The organism is Rhodoblastus sphagnicola, from assembly GCF_002937075.1.
In the GTDB taxonomy this organism is placed as follows: domain Bacteria; phylum Pseudomonadota; class Alphaproteobacteria; order Rhizobiales; family Beijerinckiaceae; genus Rhodoblastus; species Rhodoblastus sphagnicola.
Window position 1 is genome coordinate 26,611 of record NZ_NHSJ01000038.1, and the last position, 13,690, is coordinate 40,300.

Annotated in this window: 16 protein-coding genes and 1 tRNA gene; 6 read left to right on the forward strand and 11 right to left on the reverse strand. The window is 63.4% G+C overall.

Annotated features, from left to right (window positions below; genetic code table 11):
• Nucleotides 1–730 precede the first annotated feature (730 nt).
• From CCR94_RS04875 to CCR94_RS04900, 6 genes are all read right to left on the reverse strand, one after another.
• Nucleotides 731–817 (reverse strand) — tRNA-Leu (locus CCR94_RS04875).
• Between the two features lie 782 nt (nucleotides 818–1,599).
• Nucleotides 1,600–1,815 (reverse strand): hypothetical protein, encoded by a 216-nt coding sequence (locus CCR94_RS04880; protein ID WP_104506755.1) that lies wholly within the window; start codon nucleotides 1,813–1,815, stop codon nucleotides 1,600–1,602.
• Between the two features lie 81 nt (nucleotides 1,816–1,896).
• The gene (rpsU, locus tag CCR94_RS04885) at nucleotides 1,897–2,172 is read right to left on the reverse strand and encodes a 30S ribosomal protein S21 (RefSeq protein WP_104506756.1); all 276 of its coding nucleotides are present in this window, start codon (nucleotides 2,170–2,172) and stop codon (nucleotides 1,897–1,899) included.
• 221 nt (nucleotides 2,173–2,393) lie between these two features.
• Complete coding sequence (locus tag CCR94_RS04890; protein ID WP_104506757.1) at nucleotides 2,394–2,633, reverse strand: hypothetical protein; 240 nt, start codon at nucleotides 2,631–2,633, stop codon at nucleotides 2,394–2,396.
• Between the two features lie 175 nt (nucleotides 2,634–2,808).
• A complete protein-coding gene (locus tag CCR94_RS04895) occupies nucleotides 2,809–3,021 on the reverse strand; it encodes a cold-shock protein (RefSeq protein WP_104506758.1) in 213 nt (70 codons plus the stop codon).
• A gap of 255 nt (nucleotides 3,022–3,276) precedes the next feature.
• Nucleotides 3,277–4,224 (reverse strand): GGDEF domain-containing protein, encoded by a 948-nt coding sequence (locus tag CCR94_RS04900; RefSeq protein ID WP_206605776.1) that lies wholly within the window; start codon nucleotides 4,222–4,224, stop codon nucleotides 3,277–3,279.
• Nucleotides 4,225–4,746: 522 nt separating this feature from the next.
• On the opposite strand from CCR94_RS04900, the gene CCR94_RS04905 reads away from it, so the two are divergent.
• The 4 genes from CCR94_RS04905 to CCR94_RS04920 all read left to right on the forward strand — a co-directional run bounded on the left by CCR94_RS04905 (nucleotide 4,747) and on the right by CCR94_RS04920 (nucleotide 6,426).
• Entirely contained in the window at nucleotides 4,747–4,959 is a 213-nt protein-coding gene (locus CCR94_RS04905) for a cold-shock protein (protein ID WP_104506760.1), read from the forward strand.
• Nucleotides 4,960–5,290: 331 nt separating this feature from the next.
• Nucleotides 5,291–5,425: a hypothetical protein gene (locus CCR94_RS26320; RefSeq protein WP_275112804.1), complete on the forward strand. Its 135-nt coding sequence runs from the start codon at nucleotides 5,291–5,293 to the stop codon at nucleotides 5,423–5,425.
• 132 nt (nucleotides 5,426–5,557) lie between these two features.
• A complete protein-coding gene (locus CCR94_RS04915; RefSeq protein ID WP_104506762.1) occupies nucleotides 5,558–5,902 on the forward strand; it encodes a hypothetical protein in 345 nt (114 codons plus the stop codon).
• Nucleotides 5,903–5,934: 32 nt separating this feature from the next.
• Nucleotides 5,935–6,426, forward strand: a complete 492-nt coding sequence (locus CCR94_RS04920) for a hypothetical protein (protein ID WP_104506763.1) — start codon at nucleotides 5,935–5,937, stop codon at nucleotides 6,424–6,426.
• A gap of 40 nt (nucleotides 6,427–6,466) precedes the next feature.
• Here the strand turns inward: CCR94_RS04920 and CCR94_RS04925 are convergent, their stop codons facing one another.
• Entirely contained in the window at nucleotides 6,467–7,027 is a 561-nt protein-coding gene (locus CCR94_RS04925; RefSeq protein ID WP_104506764.1) for a thioredoxin family protein, read from the reverse strand.
• Between the two features lie 432 nt (nucleotides 7,028–7,459).
• Here CCR94_RS04925 and CCR94_RS04930 point away from each other — a divergent pair, with 432 nt between their 5' ends.
• Nucleotides 7,460–8,359, forward strand: a complete 900-nt coding sequence (locus CCR94_RS04930; protein WP_104506765.1) for a class I SAM-dependent methyltransferase — start codon at nucleotides 7,460–7,462, stop codon at nucleotides 8,357–8,359.
• Nucleotides 8,356–9,081, forward strand: coding sequence for a pseudouridine synthase (locus tag CCR94_RS04935; protein WP_104506766.1), 726 nt, complete (start codon nucleotides 8,356–8,358; stop codon nucleotides 9,079–9,081). The genes CCR94_RS04930 and CCR94_RS04935 overlap by 4 nt, the downstream gene beginning before the upstream one ends.
• A 26-nt stretch (nucleotides 9,082–9,107) precedes the next feature.
• Here the strand turns inward: CCR94_RS04935 and CCR94_RS04940 are convergent, their stop codons facing one another.
• The 4 genes from CCR94_RS04940 to CCR94_RS04955 all read right to left on the reverse strand — a co-directional run bounded on the left by CCR94_RS04940 (nucleotide 9,108) and on the right by CCR94_RS04955 (nucleotide 13,631).
• Complete coding sequence (locus CCR94_RS04940; RefSeq protein ID WP_244593943.1) at nucleotides 9,108–10,334, reverse strand: D-alanyl-D-alanine carboxypeptidase family protein; 1,227 nt, start codon at nucleotides 10,332–10,334, stop codon at nucleotides 9,108–9,110.
• 78 nt (nucleotides 10,335–10,412) lie between these two features.
• A complete protein-coding gene (locus tag CCR94_RS04945) occupies nucleotides 10,413–11,342 on the reverse strand; it encodes a septal ring lytic transglycosylase RlpA family protein (protein ID WP_104506767.1) in 930 nt (309 codons plus the stop codon).
• A 304-nt stretch (nucleotides 11,343–11,646) separates the two neighbouring features.
• The gene (locus CCR94_RS04950; RefSeq protein ID WP_104506768.1) at nucleotides 11,647–12,117 is read right to left on the reverse strand and encodes a DNA polymerase III subunit chi; all 471 of its coding nucleotides are present in this window, start codon (nucleotides 12,115–12,117) and stop codon (nucleotides 11,647–11,649) included.
• Nucleotides 12,114–13,631, reverse strand: coding sequence for a leucyl aminopeptidase (locus tag CCR94_RS04955; RefSeq protein WP_104506769.1), 1,518 nt, complete (start codon nucleotides 13,629–13,631; stop codon nucleotides 12,114–12,116). The genes CCR94_RS04950 and CCR94_RS04955 overlap by 4 nt, the downstream gene beginning before the upstream one ends.
• Nucleotides 13,632–13,690 lie beyond the last annotated feature (59 nt).

A 13,690-nucleotide genomic window follows, 5' to 3' on the forward strand; every position in this document is an offset into this window, starting at 1 on the left:
ACGGTTGGATCAATTTAGCTTGACCTGCGTCAACTACATTCAAAACAACCTCCAGAGACATGGGTCGCGATGCGCACGCCCCACCTTTCACGACGCCCTAAAACTGCGCAGTTGGTTAATGGACATCCGAGCTCACGTCAATAAAGGTCGGGAATCGCGCGCGGCTAAACCTTGGCGGAGCGCGCACAACCTCGTGGCTGTGACCGCCGAAATCAAGGCAGACCAAGGCCGGACACTCCATCATGACGCCATCGCCTTGCGGTTCGAGGATGACGCCAAGGTTCCAAGCCAAGGTCGTCGCCCGCATGGAGTCATACGAAATCCGAATGATCCATTGTTGATTTCGTATTCTGCTCGCGCGGAACTCCGCTTCTGTGATCCAAGGAATTCCGCGCGATTGTGTTTCCGCGAATCGCGCTCCAGCGGAAATCGCGCCCTTCCGCCGGTCTAGCGGCGCCGCCACGCTTGAAGCATCCCGCGAAAGGGGACGTCGATTTTGCGAACAGGATAGACGCGTTCAAACGACTCGGAAGCTTGCCCGACTTTAGGTCACGCGGGCCAAAGCTGCAAACGCGCACGATGCAAGGCTTGCTCTATCGAAGAAGGACTTGCCTGCATCAAAGAAGGCGGGGCGCCCGAAAGTGTAGCCCCCTGCCCCGGCCGAGGACTGACGCCTCAAGCTAAGAAAAATCCCTTCGGTTCAACGCCGAAGGGCTCAATCTGTATTGAATGGTGCGGCCAAGAGGACTCGAACCTCCACCCCGTTTCCAGGACTAGCACCTCAAGCTAGCGCGTCTACCAGTTCCGCCATGGCCGCGAAGAATTGCGCGAAACAGCCGCGCAATCGGTAGGTGCGTCGTCTAACAAATCGACCTCGGGCTGGCAAGCGTCTGATCGCGGAATTTTCCGCTTTGAACATTTTTCGCGCCGAAAGCGCGATTTAACGCAAAGGAGGCGCGCGCGGCGCACGTCTTCACGAACCTCGCGGACCTTGCCGCGAGAGGACAGGACGGGCCGACGGCATCCATTATGCGCCAGCGATGAGGTGAGTCCGAGGAACGCGCCATCATGTCCGAGGCGGCCGACGTTTCCATGCCGTTGAGGACGCCCAATGCGTCGGGCCGGAGTAGGTCGCCAAAGCAGGTAGCCAATTCCGAACAGCAGGCGGAAGTCCGAGCCCGATCGGCAAGCGACGGTCCGGGTATTTCAGCGGCGGCGGCTCTGGGAAAGGCGAATCGCCATCGTGCGACGAGCCGGTTCTTCGCGACAAGGACGGAGTCGTCATCCGAAGGACGCCGGCCGGCAAAACCCGCCGGTCTGGATCAAGCGCGCTTCACCGCGCCGATCGTCTTGCTCATGGAAAAGTTTGGAGGCACGGCAATCGGGCGGGCCGCTCGCCGCGCGCCATGCCGAGTCGCGCGAATGATTCGATGATCTGTCTATACACAGACCGACACATGGACGCCCTACGGCGACGATATCAGGGAGCCTGGAGCCTCAACCCGCATCGCGTCGCCGTGGATGAGACGGTCGCGCCGAGTGCGGAGTCCTCCGGGGACTCCGCCAAGTTGGGGGAGCCGCGAAGTGGGCGCGCGCCCCTCAGGAGCGGCGCACCGTCTTGATCGCCGCCATCGGATGACCCGAACGCAGGGCGATCTCGCGATCCTGCTCCTCAAGAAAAGCCCGCGCTGGTTCATCGCCATCGAGGCCGCTGAGAATTTCCCTGGGAACGCGCCGGTTGGATCGTGTGGCGCCGTCTTCATAGATGACGTCGAAAAAGACGAATTCGCTCTTCGAGCCAGGTTTACGCGCCATGGTTCAACTCTCCGCATCGCCGCCTTGTCGCGTGGCGCCTTCATCGGCCACGCGACGCTTCAAGCACATCATCACGACGCTTTACGACGCTTTTGCCGCGATCGCGCCCGGTTCCGCCTTCGCGTCGCGCAAGGGCTTGCGCTTGGGCTTTGGCAACAGGCCTTCATACTGCGCCTTCTTGCGCGCCTGCTTGCGCGCCCGCCGAATCGCATCCGCGTGTTCCCGCGTGCGTTTCTCCGAGGGTTTCTCGTAAGCGCGGCGCTGCTTCATTTCGCGAAAGAGGCCTTCACGCTGCATCTTCTTCTTCAGCACACGAAGCGCCTGTTCGACATTGTTGTCGCGAACCAATACCTGCATGAAACATCCGATCCTTGCGTCAGTGGGGCGCTCCGCCAAATGGCCGCGCCAAGCGCGACACCGGGCGTCCGCGTCCCGTTCAATATGATTTTCGCCTCGCCCTTCAGGCGATCGCCGCATGCGGGGGATTGGGGAAACCGGGTCGCGAACCAGAGCGCCGTTTCCGCCACGCGCCCAACGACGACAACGCGCGGCCTGGGCGCAGCGCCTGAAACGCCGGCTTACTTGCGCGCGCGTTCGAGCAGCACTTCGATCACGACACGCTCGTAACCTTCTTGCTCACTCTTGATTCTGTATTGCAGTCCCGCCCCTCCATCGGGGAGGAGTCGCGTGACCTTGAACAGGGTCTGGTCCGACTTGCCAACCAGGGTCACCAAGGTTCCAAGTGCGAATTTGTGCGCCGCGGCCGAAACGTTCGGCCTCGCGGTGTCGGCCGTGGGTCTCCGCATGATGTCGCGCACGAGATGTCCTTTCGACTGCCCGTTCGAACGTTCGCCGATCCCGGTGAGCCCCGATGACCCGCGTCGCTTCCCGCAAACGGGAAGGAGAAGCCTCGAGCGCCGCCCAAGGCTTCCAGATCTCACGCCGCGTCGCGTCCGCGCATTCGTGGAGCGACGACGCGGTTGAGAGAAGGATTCAGCCCACGGTCTGAAGTTTCGAGGCCGAAGACTTGCCGGTGCGGCGGTCGGCGATCAGCTCGTAGCTGACCTTCTCGCCTTCCCGGAGACCCGTGAGACCCGCCTGTTCGACGGCGCTGATGTGCACGAACACATCCTTGCTTCCGTCGTCGGGCTGGATGAAACCAAAGCCCTTTTGCCCATTGAACCATTTCACGGTGCCGGTAGCCATGCGTAGACGCTCCATTGAGCAAGATTGAACGTGGCGCACCGACTGAGATGCGCCATTCTTATCGATGTGTTTTAGAGGAGATCGTCAGCTGCGTTGAAAACGCACGGCCAAGTCGTCGGCCTAAAAGTTCGATGTCTCATAGATAACGCGTGTCGACCGCGAAAACAAGGGCGGGCGATGATTTTCATGATTTGGGATCGATCTTGATTGGGATCGATCTTGGGCAATCGCCGAAGCGGTCGCCCCCCGACGGGTTCAAACGGCGCGGATGACTGTCATCGGAGGCGTGTCGGAGGGCTCCGAGGGCTGCTTCGAAACGCAATCGCGAGGGCATGGGGCCCTGAACTGGCACGTCGCCGAATCGCCATCGGAAGGGCAGGTGCGGTTCCTGCCAAGCGCCTTCGCCCGATACAGCGCCTGATCGGCGAAGCGGATGAGATCATCGGCACGGCCGCCTGGCGACGCGACGACGCAGGCGACGCCGATCGACGCGGTGACAAACAAACTCGCGGTGTTGCCCGGATGGCGGATTTCCCTCGCCTCGACGGATTTGCGCAGGTTTTCGGCGACGTCCCATGCGCCGGCGATGTCCGTGGCCGGGAGGATGAGAGCGAACTCCTCGCCGCCATAGCGCGCGGGAAGATCGTCGGCGCCTTGGACGACGCTCGCGATGACTTTCGCGATCGCCTCCAGGCGCTTGTCGCCTCCGGCATGCCCAAAATTGTCGTTGAAGCGCTTGAAATGGTCGATGTCGATCATCAGCAGGGACAAGGGCGCCCCTCTGCGACTGGATCGCCCCCATTCCTTGGCGAGCACATCGTCGAAAGTCCGGCGATTGGGAAGCCCCGTCAAGCCGTCCAGGCCCGCGAGGGCGCGGAGCGCGGCTTCCGCGTCCTTCATCGCGGTCATGTCGCGGATGGATTCCATCACGCCGATAAGATTGCCGTCGGGATCGATGATCGGTCCGGCTTCGGCGGTCAGATCGACACGTCGTCCCGTGAAGGGAAGATCGCACCAGGCCTCGACGACAAGCGCGCCTTTGGCCACCTTTGAATCGGCATAGGCGACGTAATATTCGGGCGCCCATTCGACGGCGTCGTTCAACACCAGATCCGCGACGGACGGACGCTCGGAACTGTAAAACGCCCTCCAGTGGGTCTTGGTGTTGAGGACCTCGGTGGCGGGCAGGCCCGTCAGGACCACGCAGGCGCGATTCCAAACTATGACCTTGCCGCCAGGGCCAAAAGGACAAAGTTGGGAGCGACATACTGATCCAGCATGGCGGGCAAGGCGTAGGAGATCGTGTTCATGCGCGGCGCGGCCACCAAAGGAAATACAACTTTGGGTTGTATATGTGAAAAAACCGCCCGCCCCTTCGTCGTGCGAATCGAAGGTCGCCCGCGGTCACCCTGTGTTTCGGCAAGCGCGCGATCCTGGCGGTGGCGGCAAGACCAATCGGCTGTTGGGTGAAGCTGCGCCGTGGGTTGCGCGCATCGCCAAGCCGAGCCCGCGGTTGCTGGACTGCGCCTTTTTAATATTAAGAAGTTTTTCACTTGTAAAACTAATGGGACTGTCTATATTGAGGAAGTCGAACGGTGGCTTTCAGGCATAGTTTCTGAGGAAATTACTCGCGATCGCCCCACACATATCCTGCTAAAAAGTGCAATTTCGACTGCCGGCGATCACGCCAGCATGCATTTCCGGCTTATCTAGAAAGGGGTTTCCATGTCTCAGGGAACCGTGAAGTGGTTTAATTTCGAAAAAGGCTTTGGGTTCATCGCGCCGGATGGTGGCGGTCAGGACGCCTTTGTCCATGTCAGCGCGGTCGAGCGCGCCGGCATCAGCCAGTTGCGGGAGGGCGACAAGGTCTCCTTCGAGCTGGTCGCGGACCGCAGGACCGGCAAAATGTCGGCCGAAAAGCTTGAAATCGTGACCTGACCTTCGCGCCGGAGTCACGCTGACCACGGATGTAATGGCGGTCTGACTCTGGCATTTGAGGTTTCGACCTCAGAATCGGGAACTCTCCCGCGCGAAAAACGGCTCCGCGCTGGAGTTCGTTCGGTGAACTTGGTTTCATCGGGCGGTCTCCAGCTTTCTTTTTTTCATGTACTGCCCGGCTGAAGATTCGCGTCGGCGGACGCGGTCGCCGTTGATCGGAACACGCTGTTGTTCGGAAAATCCGGGCCATGTTTCGGAAATACGCCGCCGGCAAGGCTGCTTTTTCATTTTCAATCGGACGCGTCGTTCAACGACGCGAAAGGAGCGAATCATGGCCAAGGAACAAAAACGCGGCAACCGTGAAGCCAAGAAGCCGAAGGCGGTAAAGCCCGCGGTCGATCCCAACCCGCCGAAAATGGCGATGGGCCAGTTGACCCCGGTCAAGGGGCCCAAAACGGCGCGTTGAGGCCGAGACGCCCGCGTCGAGACAAAAATCTTCGCCTTTCCTCGCCGGCGGCGGGTGGGCCGCGAAGGGGTGCAATCGACCCGGCCGGACGCGCCGCCGCCTTGATGTCCGACGGGAAGGACAGGTGAAATCATGGCTTTCAAGACCAAGGCGCTGCGCTATCTCGGGGGACTGTCGGGACGCGGCGACATCGTCCAGAACGGCAAGAAACTCGCGCCGACGACCTTCGATCTGGACGGCTATTACCGCGCGGCGGCCGGCGTTTCCGGTTGCGGCGAGATCCGCTTGGCCTCCGAAATGCTGAGAAGCCTGTTCGGTCGCAGCGACCTGCAATTGCTCACCGAGCAGGGTCAGGTCTTCGACATCAAGTTTTCGGACCATACGCTGCCGGCCTCAAGCTGCGTCGCGCACATCGATTTGTCCGGGAATATGGATCCCGCCGACTGGCGTCGCGGCGACGCCGCGGACAACAGCTGAAATCCGGGCCTTCAGCAAGGATTGGAAACAGCGTGCAAGCCTTTCCACCGCTGGGGCGAGAGTTCGAACCTTTCCTCTACGCCGTCCTCTACGAGGACGGCAATGGCATGCCCCTGACCATGGTTTCCGCGATCGCGCGCTCCGGCGCCGATCCCTGGGGCGAAGCGGCGCGCATCGCGCACATGCCGAAAACACTGGCGCTCGACGCCCTGGCGCGACTCATGCCCGACCGCAGCGGCGCCGACGCCGCACTCATCGCCGACCGCCTGTTCGCGCTGCTGCCGTCCACACGCGAAAACAGACTCGCCTCTGCGGTGACCGCCAACGTCATGTCGGCCAACGGTTTGTCGGCGAGAGTGTTGGGCGCCGCCAAGCCGACGCCGCGCTGGAGTCCGCTGGTCCCGGCCATACTCATCCTGCTGGTCGCCGTGATGCTGATGTCCGTTTTCCGCAAGACCCAGCATTCCGACGCGTCCCAACCCGAACGGCCGGCGCCGCCTGTCGCCGACAGGGCCGATCCATAGGCGGCAAGGGCCGGCGCGCTGCGATGACAGCGCCCATGCGTCAGGCGTTGTTCGGCTTCCATTTGATCGAACACCCGATTGAGGGCGTCTGGTCGGGCGGAACCTCATTATTGGCGGCGATGGCCCGCATGGCGTCGAGCAGTTCGCGCCGCGCGCCCGGAGGCGGCGGACTGGTGCGGCCCTCGTCGAGGCGGCCGCGATATTTCAGTCTGGCGTCGGCGCCGTAGCCGAAAAAATCCGGCGTGCAGACCGCATCATAGGCGCGCGCCACCTCCTGCGATTCGTCGTGGAGATAGGGAAAAGGCAGGGCGTGCCTTTGCGCGAAAATCTTCATGGCGGCGAAGGAATCCTCGGGATAGGCCGCCGAATCATTGGAGCAGATGGCGGCGAAGCCGATCCCCTCGGCCATCAGCGCGCGCGCGTCGGCCGCGAGTCGGTCGATGACGGCGATCACATAGGGGCAATGATTGCAGATGAAGACGATCACCGTCCCCTTGTCGCCGGCGACATCGGCGAAATGGTAAGTCTTGCCATCGACGCCGGGCAAGGCGAAATCCGGCGCCGGAAGGTCGAAGGCGATGTTCGAGGGGCTGGCCGCCATATCTGACTCCTTGATTCACGCTCGGGTACACGCGCGCGCGATGCGCCGACCTCCAAAGCAAAGGCCGCCGCCGCGAACATTGGCCTGTTCGGGCGCGGAATTCAACGCCCGTCGCGATCCCGCGTTTTCCCTTCCGAGGCGCAATGGGCTTGGCCCCCAGGCGCGCCGATCGCGTGTCCCGGGTTCTCGGCGCGGCCATTGCCAATGGCCGCATTGATCGGGTAATTTTTAGTTTTTTTTCGGGCGTTACAAGCTCATTTGACCTCTTGGCGTTATGATGTAGAATCATTTATTCGTGGATAAAAGCCAGCCACCTGCGCTCCTGCTCGGGAGCCGCTTTCCAAATATCATGTCGCGACCAAGATCATCTCGCTGCAATGCCTGAGATGGCGCGCATCTTGCTCCTTTGCGAGCGTCCATTCAGGGAAATCCATGTCCTTCGATAACGTTTTCGGCGCGCCGCCGCCCGAACTCGCTGAAATATCTCAAAATTTCCGGCAGTTCTCCCCGCTCTCCCCCGGCGCCGACCGGCTGGAGGATTCTTCGGATCTCGACAATCTCGTCATGCTCGCGCCGCCTGGCGCCATCGAGCGCCGCGCGGTTCTGGCTTTGGCGTTGCGCGCGCTAAAACCGGGGGCGCCGCTGCTGGCGCTCGCGCCCAAGGACAAGGGCGGCGGCCGGCTGGTCAAGGATCTCGCCGATCTCGGCTGCGCCTGCGTGGAAACGGCCAAGCGTCACCATCGCATCTGTCTGACGCAGGGCGGCGGCGATTCAGACGCGCTCGACGTCGCGATTCGCGCCGGGGCGCCGCGCCTGTCCGACGCGATGGGCTTGTGGACCCAGCCCGGCGTGTTCTCCTGGGACCGCATCGATCCCGGCACGGCCCTGCTCGCCGAACATCTGCCGGAATTTTCCGGACGCGGCGCCGATTTCGGCTGCGGGTTCGGCGTGCTGGCGCACAAAATCCTGGCCTCGTCGCGGGTGAAATCGCTGCTGATGATCGACATCGACCGCCGCGCGGTCGATCTCTGCGCCCGCAATGTCGATGATTCCCGTGCGAAAATCGTGTGGGAGGATGTGCGGCGGCTCAAAAAGACCGAGCCGCTCGATTTCGTGGTGATGAACCCGCCCTTTCACGATTCCGGCCACGAGAACAAGGGCCTTGGCATCGCCTTCATCGAGCGCGCCGCCGAATTTTTACGCACCGGCGGCGTTTGCTGGCTGGTCGCCAACCGTCACCTGCCCTACGAGGCGGCGCTGGAGGGCAAGTTCCGCTCGGTTGCGCCGGTCGCGGCGGCCTCCGGCTTCAAGGTGATCGAGGCGGTGAAGTGAAGACGGTCCGGCTGGACAAGCTGCTCGCCAATCTCGGCTACGGCTCGCGCCGCGAGATCGCCATTTTGGCGCGCAATGGCCGAATAAGACTGGATGGCGCGGTTTTGCGCGAAGCCGATGCGAAAATCGGGATCGACGAAGCCGCCACGCTGGCGGTGGACGGCGAACCCGTCGATCCCCTGCCCGGCTTCGTTCTGATGATGCACAAGCCGGTCGGCGTCACCTGTTCGCACAAGGAGGCGGGGCCGCTGGTGTCAAAACTGCTGCCCGAGCGCTGGCGCCGGCGCGAACCGGCGATCTCCACCGTGGGTCGGCTCGACAAGGAGACGTCGGGTTTGCTGCTGCTCACCGACGATGGCGCCCTGCTGCACCGGATCATCTCGCCCAAGGCCGAAATCCCCAAAAACTACCGCGCCACGCTCGCCCGCGATTTGTCCGGCGAGGAGGCGGCGATCTTTGCTTCCGGCGGTCTGATGCTGGAGGACGAGGACAAGCCGCTGCTGCCCGCCCGCCTCGACGTCGTCGGCCCGCGCGAGGCTGTGTTGACCATTGTCGAGGGCCGCTATCACCAGGTCCGCCGCATGTTCGCGGCGGTCGGCAACCATGTCGAACGCCTGCATCGCGAACGGATCGGGGGCTTGAACCTGCCGGCGGATCTGGCGGCGGGCGACTGGGTCGTGCTGGCGCCGGGCGAGGTCGAGAAGGTGTTTATCGTTACGTAACGATCTGCCTTGTCACGTAACCATGGCTATTGCGCCGTCGCCGTCTCCGTCGCCTTCCTGCCGCTCCTGAACGCGTAATTCAGGGTCTTGTTGAACACCTGCAAGCCCAGTTCGAAGGCCGCGTCCTTGGCGCGCTGGCTGAGATCGCCGAGCTCCACCGCCTCGCCGGTCTTCAGCGGAACGTCCAGCGCCAGAGTGGCGCCGTGGTAGATTTTCAGGCGGGCCACCGTCGTTCCCGCCTCTACCGGCGCCAGCAGCGGTCCGGAATAGACGATCTTGCCCGTGAGCCGCTCCGAAGCCCCCCGCGCCGTCATCAGGCGCACCGGCGCTTCGGTGAGGAGGGGAACCTCGGCCTTGGCCCCGCCATAGACCCTGGCCGCGCCGACCTGCTCGTCCAATGCGAACAGATCCTTCACTTCGAACCCGCGAAACCCCCAGTTGAACAATTTGCGCGCCTCTTCCGCGCGGTCCTTGGCGGATTTGGCGTCGAGAATCACCACGATGAGACGGCGTTCGCCGCTCGCCGCCGATCCGACCAGATTGAAGCCGCCGTCGGGCAGGTTGCCAACCTTCAGACCGTCGCCGTTGACCTCGTTGAACAGAATCGGATTGCGGTTGAGCTGTCGCACCTTGCTCCAGGTGAACTCCTTCTCGCCGAAGAAGTGATAATAGTCCGGATAGGTCGCGATGACGTGCTGGGCCAGTTTGGCGAGGTCGCGCGCGCTTACGGTCTGCGCCGAATTGGGCGAACCCCAGCAATCGATGAAATGGGAATGGGTCATGCCGAGGTCGCCGGCCCGCTTGTTCATCATGGCGGCGAAGCTTTCCTCCGAGCCGCCAATGCCCTCCGCCAAGGCGATGGCCGCGTCGGCGCCCGACTGCACGATCAGGCCGCGCAGAAGATCCTCGACCCGGATGCTGGAGCCGAGGCGCGCGAACATGGAGGCCCCACCCTGCGCGGTTTTCCAGGCATGTTCGGAAACGGGGAATTGGGTGTCGAGCGTGATCTTGCCGCTCTTGAGGTCGCGAAAGACGAGCTCCGCCGTCATCAGCTTGGCCAGCGAGGCCGGCGCCGTAGGTTCGTCGGCGGCCTTGTCGAACAGCACGGCGCCCGTGCCCACATCCATCACCAGCGCGCGCGGGGCGATGGTCGTGACCGATTGCGCCGACGCGACAGCCGCGCTGCACAAAATCCATAACAGGACGGCGATGAGTCTCACGCGGCCCTCGATCTCGCAATCATGTGAAAACAAGCGCGCTCTCCGGGCAAAACAGCTGGCGCAGCTTAACCTTTACGCCATCGCGACCGCCGCGCCAAACTGAAAACGCGCTCAGCGGCGGGATAAGCGGATCGGCGTGTCGGCGCCCGGAATCGTGCCGAGGTCGAGCGGACGCTGCGGCGGCGCCGGCGGATGTTCGGGCAGTTGGACGAGCGCGCGCAGCTCCTCCGGCCTGAGCGGCGGCTCGGCGACCGCATGCTGGGCCGGTTGCGGGTTCGCCGCTGGCCGTTCGGGACGCGGCGGCGGCGCGACCGGCGCGCTGTCCGGCTCGATCATGGCGACGCGTTCGATGTCGCGCTTGGCCTGGGCCGGAGCCGGCCTCTCCATCGGCGCCGCGCTGTCCGCGACCATGGTCGGCGACAGGGCGAAATCGTCGAGTTGCGCCGGCCCGCCGTCCATGCGCAGGGTCGCCATCAGCTTTTCGTCGTCGGAGCCGCCAAGCGAGGCCTTGCCGACATATTCCACCTTCACCTTGGCGGTGCCGAAGCGCCTGTAGTCCAGCGCCTCGGCGGCGCGGGCGGACAGGTCCATGATGCGACCGCCATGATAGGGGCCGCGATCGTTGACGCGCACGATGATCGAGCGGTGGTTGCGCAGATTGGTGACGCGCGCATAACTCGGCAGCGGCATGGTGGCGTGGGCGCCGCTGATCGACGCCTTGTCGTAAACCTCGCCATTGGCGGTGCGGCGGCCGTGGAAGGCGTCGCCATACCAGGAGGCCAGACCGACGGCGGCGACCTTGCGCTCGCTCGGCACATAGGTGTGTCCGGCGACCGAATAGGGTTTCCCCACCAGATACTGGCCGCCGCCCTTTGGCACCTCTTCGCCCTCGGCCACCACGCGCGGGCTGGCGCGGCCATAAATCCCTTCCGGGAAATATTCCTTGCCGTGGCCGGAGGTCAGGGACGCCTGCTGACGCTGGGCGCAGCCGCCGAGGCCAAAGGTGGCGATAACCAGGCCGATGGAGACGAAACGTTTCATCCGGAGCTGCTATCCTCGTTGCGCCGCGCCGCCCATTGCGCGGATTTTTATTCAAAATTTCCTCTTCGGCACCATGCGGCGCGAAAAGTTGCCAAAGCGTTACGCGCCTCACCCGGCGCCCCGGCTCGGGATCACGGATTTGTGATCGCGCCAGATTACCGCCGGGAATGCGGCGGAAATACGGCGCGGACTTTGCCTTCGGCGCGCGACCGCGCCTGAAGCGTTGGGCGCTCCCCCCCGCACCCGACGCGCTCCGGGGTTTGTCTTTATGCGTTTGAAAACGCATATCCTTTTCGGGAATACCCTAGCCCTGCTTTTGCCAGCCGCCCTCGTCCGTCTCGGCCCAATAGGCCAGATCGGCGTTGCTTTGACGCAAGGTTTTCCATTGCGCCCGGGCATTGGCGAGAAAAGCCTCGTCGCGGCCGTCGAACAGCACGATAAGCCTTTCATAACCTTGATCGACGAAAGGCGCGGCCTCGACCCCTTCGAGCAGGAAGCGGACGCGCGCGGCATTGGCGTTTTCCGGCCCAAGCGTCAAAAAAACCGGCTGCATCTCGGGGTCGCCGCCCTTGATTGCGCCATGAGGCAGGAACGAATCCTCGGCATAGGTCCACAGCAGGTCGTCGATCGCCGACAACCGCTCCGGCGTCGCCGTCTGGATGATCGCGCGCCAGCCGCGCTGGCGCGTCCGCTCGACCAGACTGGGCAGAACCTGTTCGAGACGGCGGCGCAGCAGCTGGTAGAACCAGACTTCTGTCTGGCGCCCTTCGGTCATCCTTCGTAAAAGTCGCGCACCAGCCGGTCGAGCAGGCGCACGCCCCAGCCGGAGCCCCAGCTCTGGTTGAGGTCGCCCGCCGGCGCGCTCATCGCCGTTCCGGCAATGTCGAGATGCGCCCATGGCACGTCATTGACGAAATGTTGCAGGAAATGCGCCGCGGTGATCGAGCCGGCGAAACGCCCGCCGGTGTTTTTGATGTCGGCGAATTTCGATTCGATCATTTTCTCGTAAGCCGGCCCCATCGGCATGCGCCAGACTTTTTCGCCGGTGGCTTCGCCGGCTTTCCTGAGGTTTTCCGAGAGATCGTCGTTGTTGGAGAACAGACCGGCGTAATCCTGGCCGAGCGAGACCAGGATCGCCCCCGTCAGCGTCGCCAGATCGATCATGAAGGCGGGTTTGAACGCGCTCTGGACGTGCCAGAGCACGTCGGCCAGCACCAGCCGCCCTTCTGCGTCGGTGTTGATGATCTCGATGGTGGCGCCGGACATGGCGGTGACGATATCGGACGGGCGCTGCGCCGCGCCATCGGGCATGTTTTCCACGAGGCCAATGGCGCCGACCACATTCGCCTTGGCCTTTCTCACCGCCAGGGCGCGCAAAAGGCCGGTGACGGCGGCGGCGCCGCCCATGTCGCCCTTCATGTCCTCCATGCCCGCGCCGGGCTTTATGGACACGCCGCCGGAATCGAAGCACACGCCCTTGCCGATGAAGGCGAGCGGGGCGTCGCCCTCCTTGCCGCCGTTCCAGCGCATCAGCACCACGCGGCTGGGACGCGCCGAGCCCTGGCCGACGCCGAGCAGCGCCCGCATGCCGAGCTGTTCCAGCGCGGGGACATCGAGGATTTCAACCTCGACGCCGAGTTTTTCCAGCTCCTTGGCCTCGGCGGCGAAGGATTCGGGATAGAGCAGGTTCGGCGGCAGATTGACGAGACGGCGCGCCAGATCGACCGAATCGGCCAGGGCCGAGGACTCGGCGATCGCCGAAGCAAGCGCGCCCGCGTCCGGCCCGGCGAGGAAGACCTCGACCGGATCGTCGTTTTCCGGCTCGTCCTTCTTGGCCTTTTTTGTCTTGAACTGATCGAATTTGTAGGCGCGCAGCCGCACGCCCAGGGCAAAATCGGCGGCGGCGGAAATATCCTCGGGCGCGGCGTCGAAATCGAAAATGACGCGCGCGAGCTTGGACTTGCCCAGTTTGGACGCGGCGATGCCGCCGAGGCGAAGGTAATCGGTTTTTTCGCCGTCCTTGTCGGGCGTTGTTCCCAACACGATCAGCTTTTGCGCGGCCAGGCCGGCGGGAGCCAAAAACTCCAGCGCCGAACCGATCTTGCCCTTAAAACCGGCGAATTCGGCCGAACCGGCGACGAGACCCGCGCTCGCGCCCAGGATTTTCGCGGTCTCTGGCCCGAGCGCCAGATCCTTGCCGGCGAAGGCGATCAAGGTGAGAGCGCCCTTTTCCGGCGCGGTCAGGACATCGGACAGCGGCAGGGCGCCGATGGAAAACGTGGAGGACATTGCAACCTCGTGGCCGGTCGCCCGCTGGGGCGATCCTAAAACGTTGCGCTACTATGCGA

Bases quoted from the DNA above. Each gene is read 5' to 3' on its own strand.
- CCR94_RS04895 (WP_104506758.1), bottom strand. From the start codon at position 3,021: ATGGCTACCGGCACCGTGAAATGGTTCAATGGGCAAAAGGGCTTTGGT.
- CCR94_RS04930 (WP_104506765.1), top strand. From the start codon at position 7,460: ATGTCCTTCGATAACGTTTTCGGCGCGCCGCCGCCCGAACTCGCTGAA.
- CCR94_RS04945 (WP_104506767.1), bottom strand. From the start codon at position 11,342: ATGAAACGTTTCGTCTCCATCGGCCTGGTTATCGCCACCTTTGGCCTC.
- CCR94_RS04925 (WP_104506764.1), bottom strand. From the start codon at position 7,027: ATGGCGGCCAGCCCCTCGAACATCGCCTTCGACCTTCCGGCGCCGGAT.
- rpsU (WP_104506756.1), bottom strand. From the start codon at position 2,172: ATGCAGGTATTGGTTCGCGACAACAATGTCGAACAGGCGCTTCGTGTG.
- CCR94_RS26320 (WP_275112804.1), top strand. From the start codon at position 5,291: ATGGCCAAGGAACAAAAACGCGGCAACCGTGAAGCCAAGAAGCCGAAG.
- CCR94_RS04915 (WP_104506762.1), top strand. From the start codon at position 5,558: ATGGCTTTCAAGACCAAGGCGCTGCGCTATCTCGGGGGACTGTCGGGA.
- CCR94_RS04880 (WP_104506755.1), bottom strand. From the start codon at position 1,815: ATGGCGCGTAAACCTGGCTCGAAGAGCGAATTCGTCTTTTTCGACGTC.
- CCR94_RS04950 (WP_104506768.1), bottom strand. From the start codon at position 12,117: ATGACCGAAGGGCGCCAGACAGAAGTCTGGTTCTACCAGCTGCTGCGC.
- CCR94_RS04955 (WP_104506769.1), bottom strand. From the start codon at position 13,631: ATGTCCTCCACGTTTTCCATCGGCGCCCTGCCGCTGTCCGATGTCCTG.
- CCR94_RS04905 (WP_104506760.1), top strand. From the start codon at position 4,747: ATGTCTCAGGGAACCGTGAAGTGGTTTAATTTCGAAAAAGGCTTTGGG.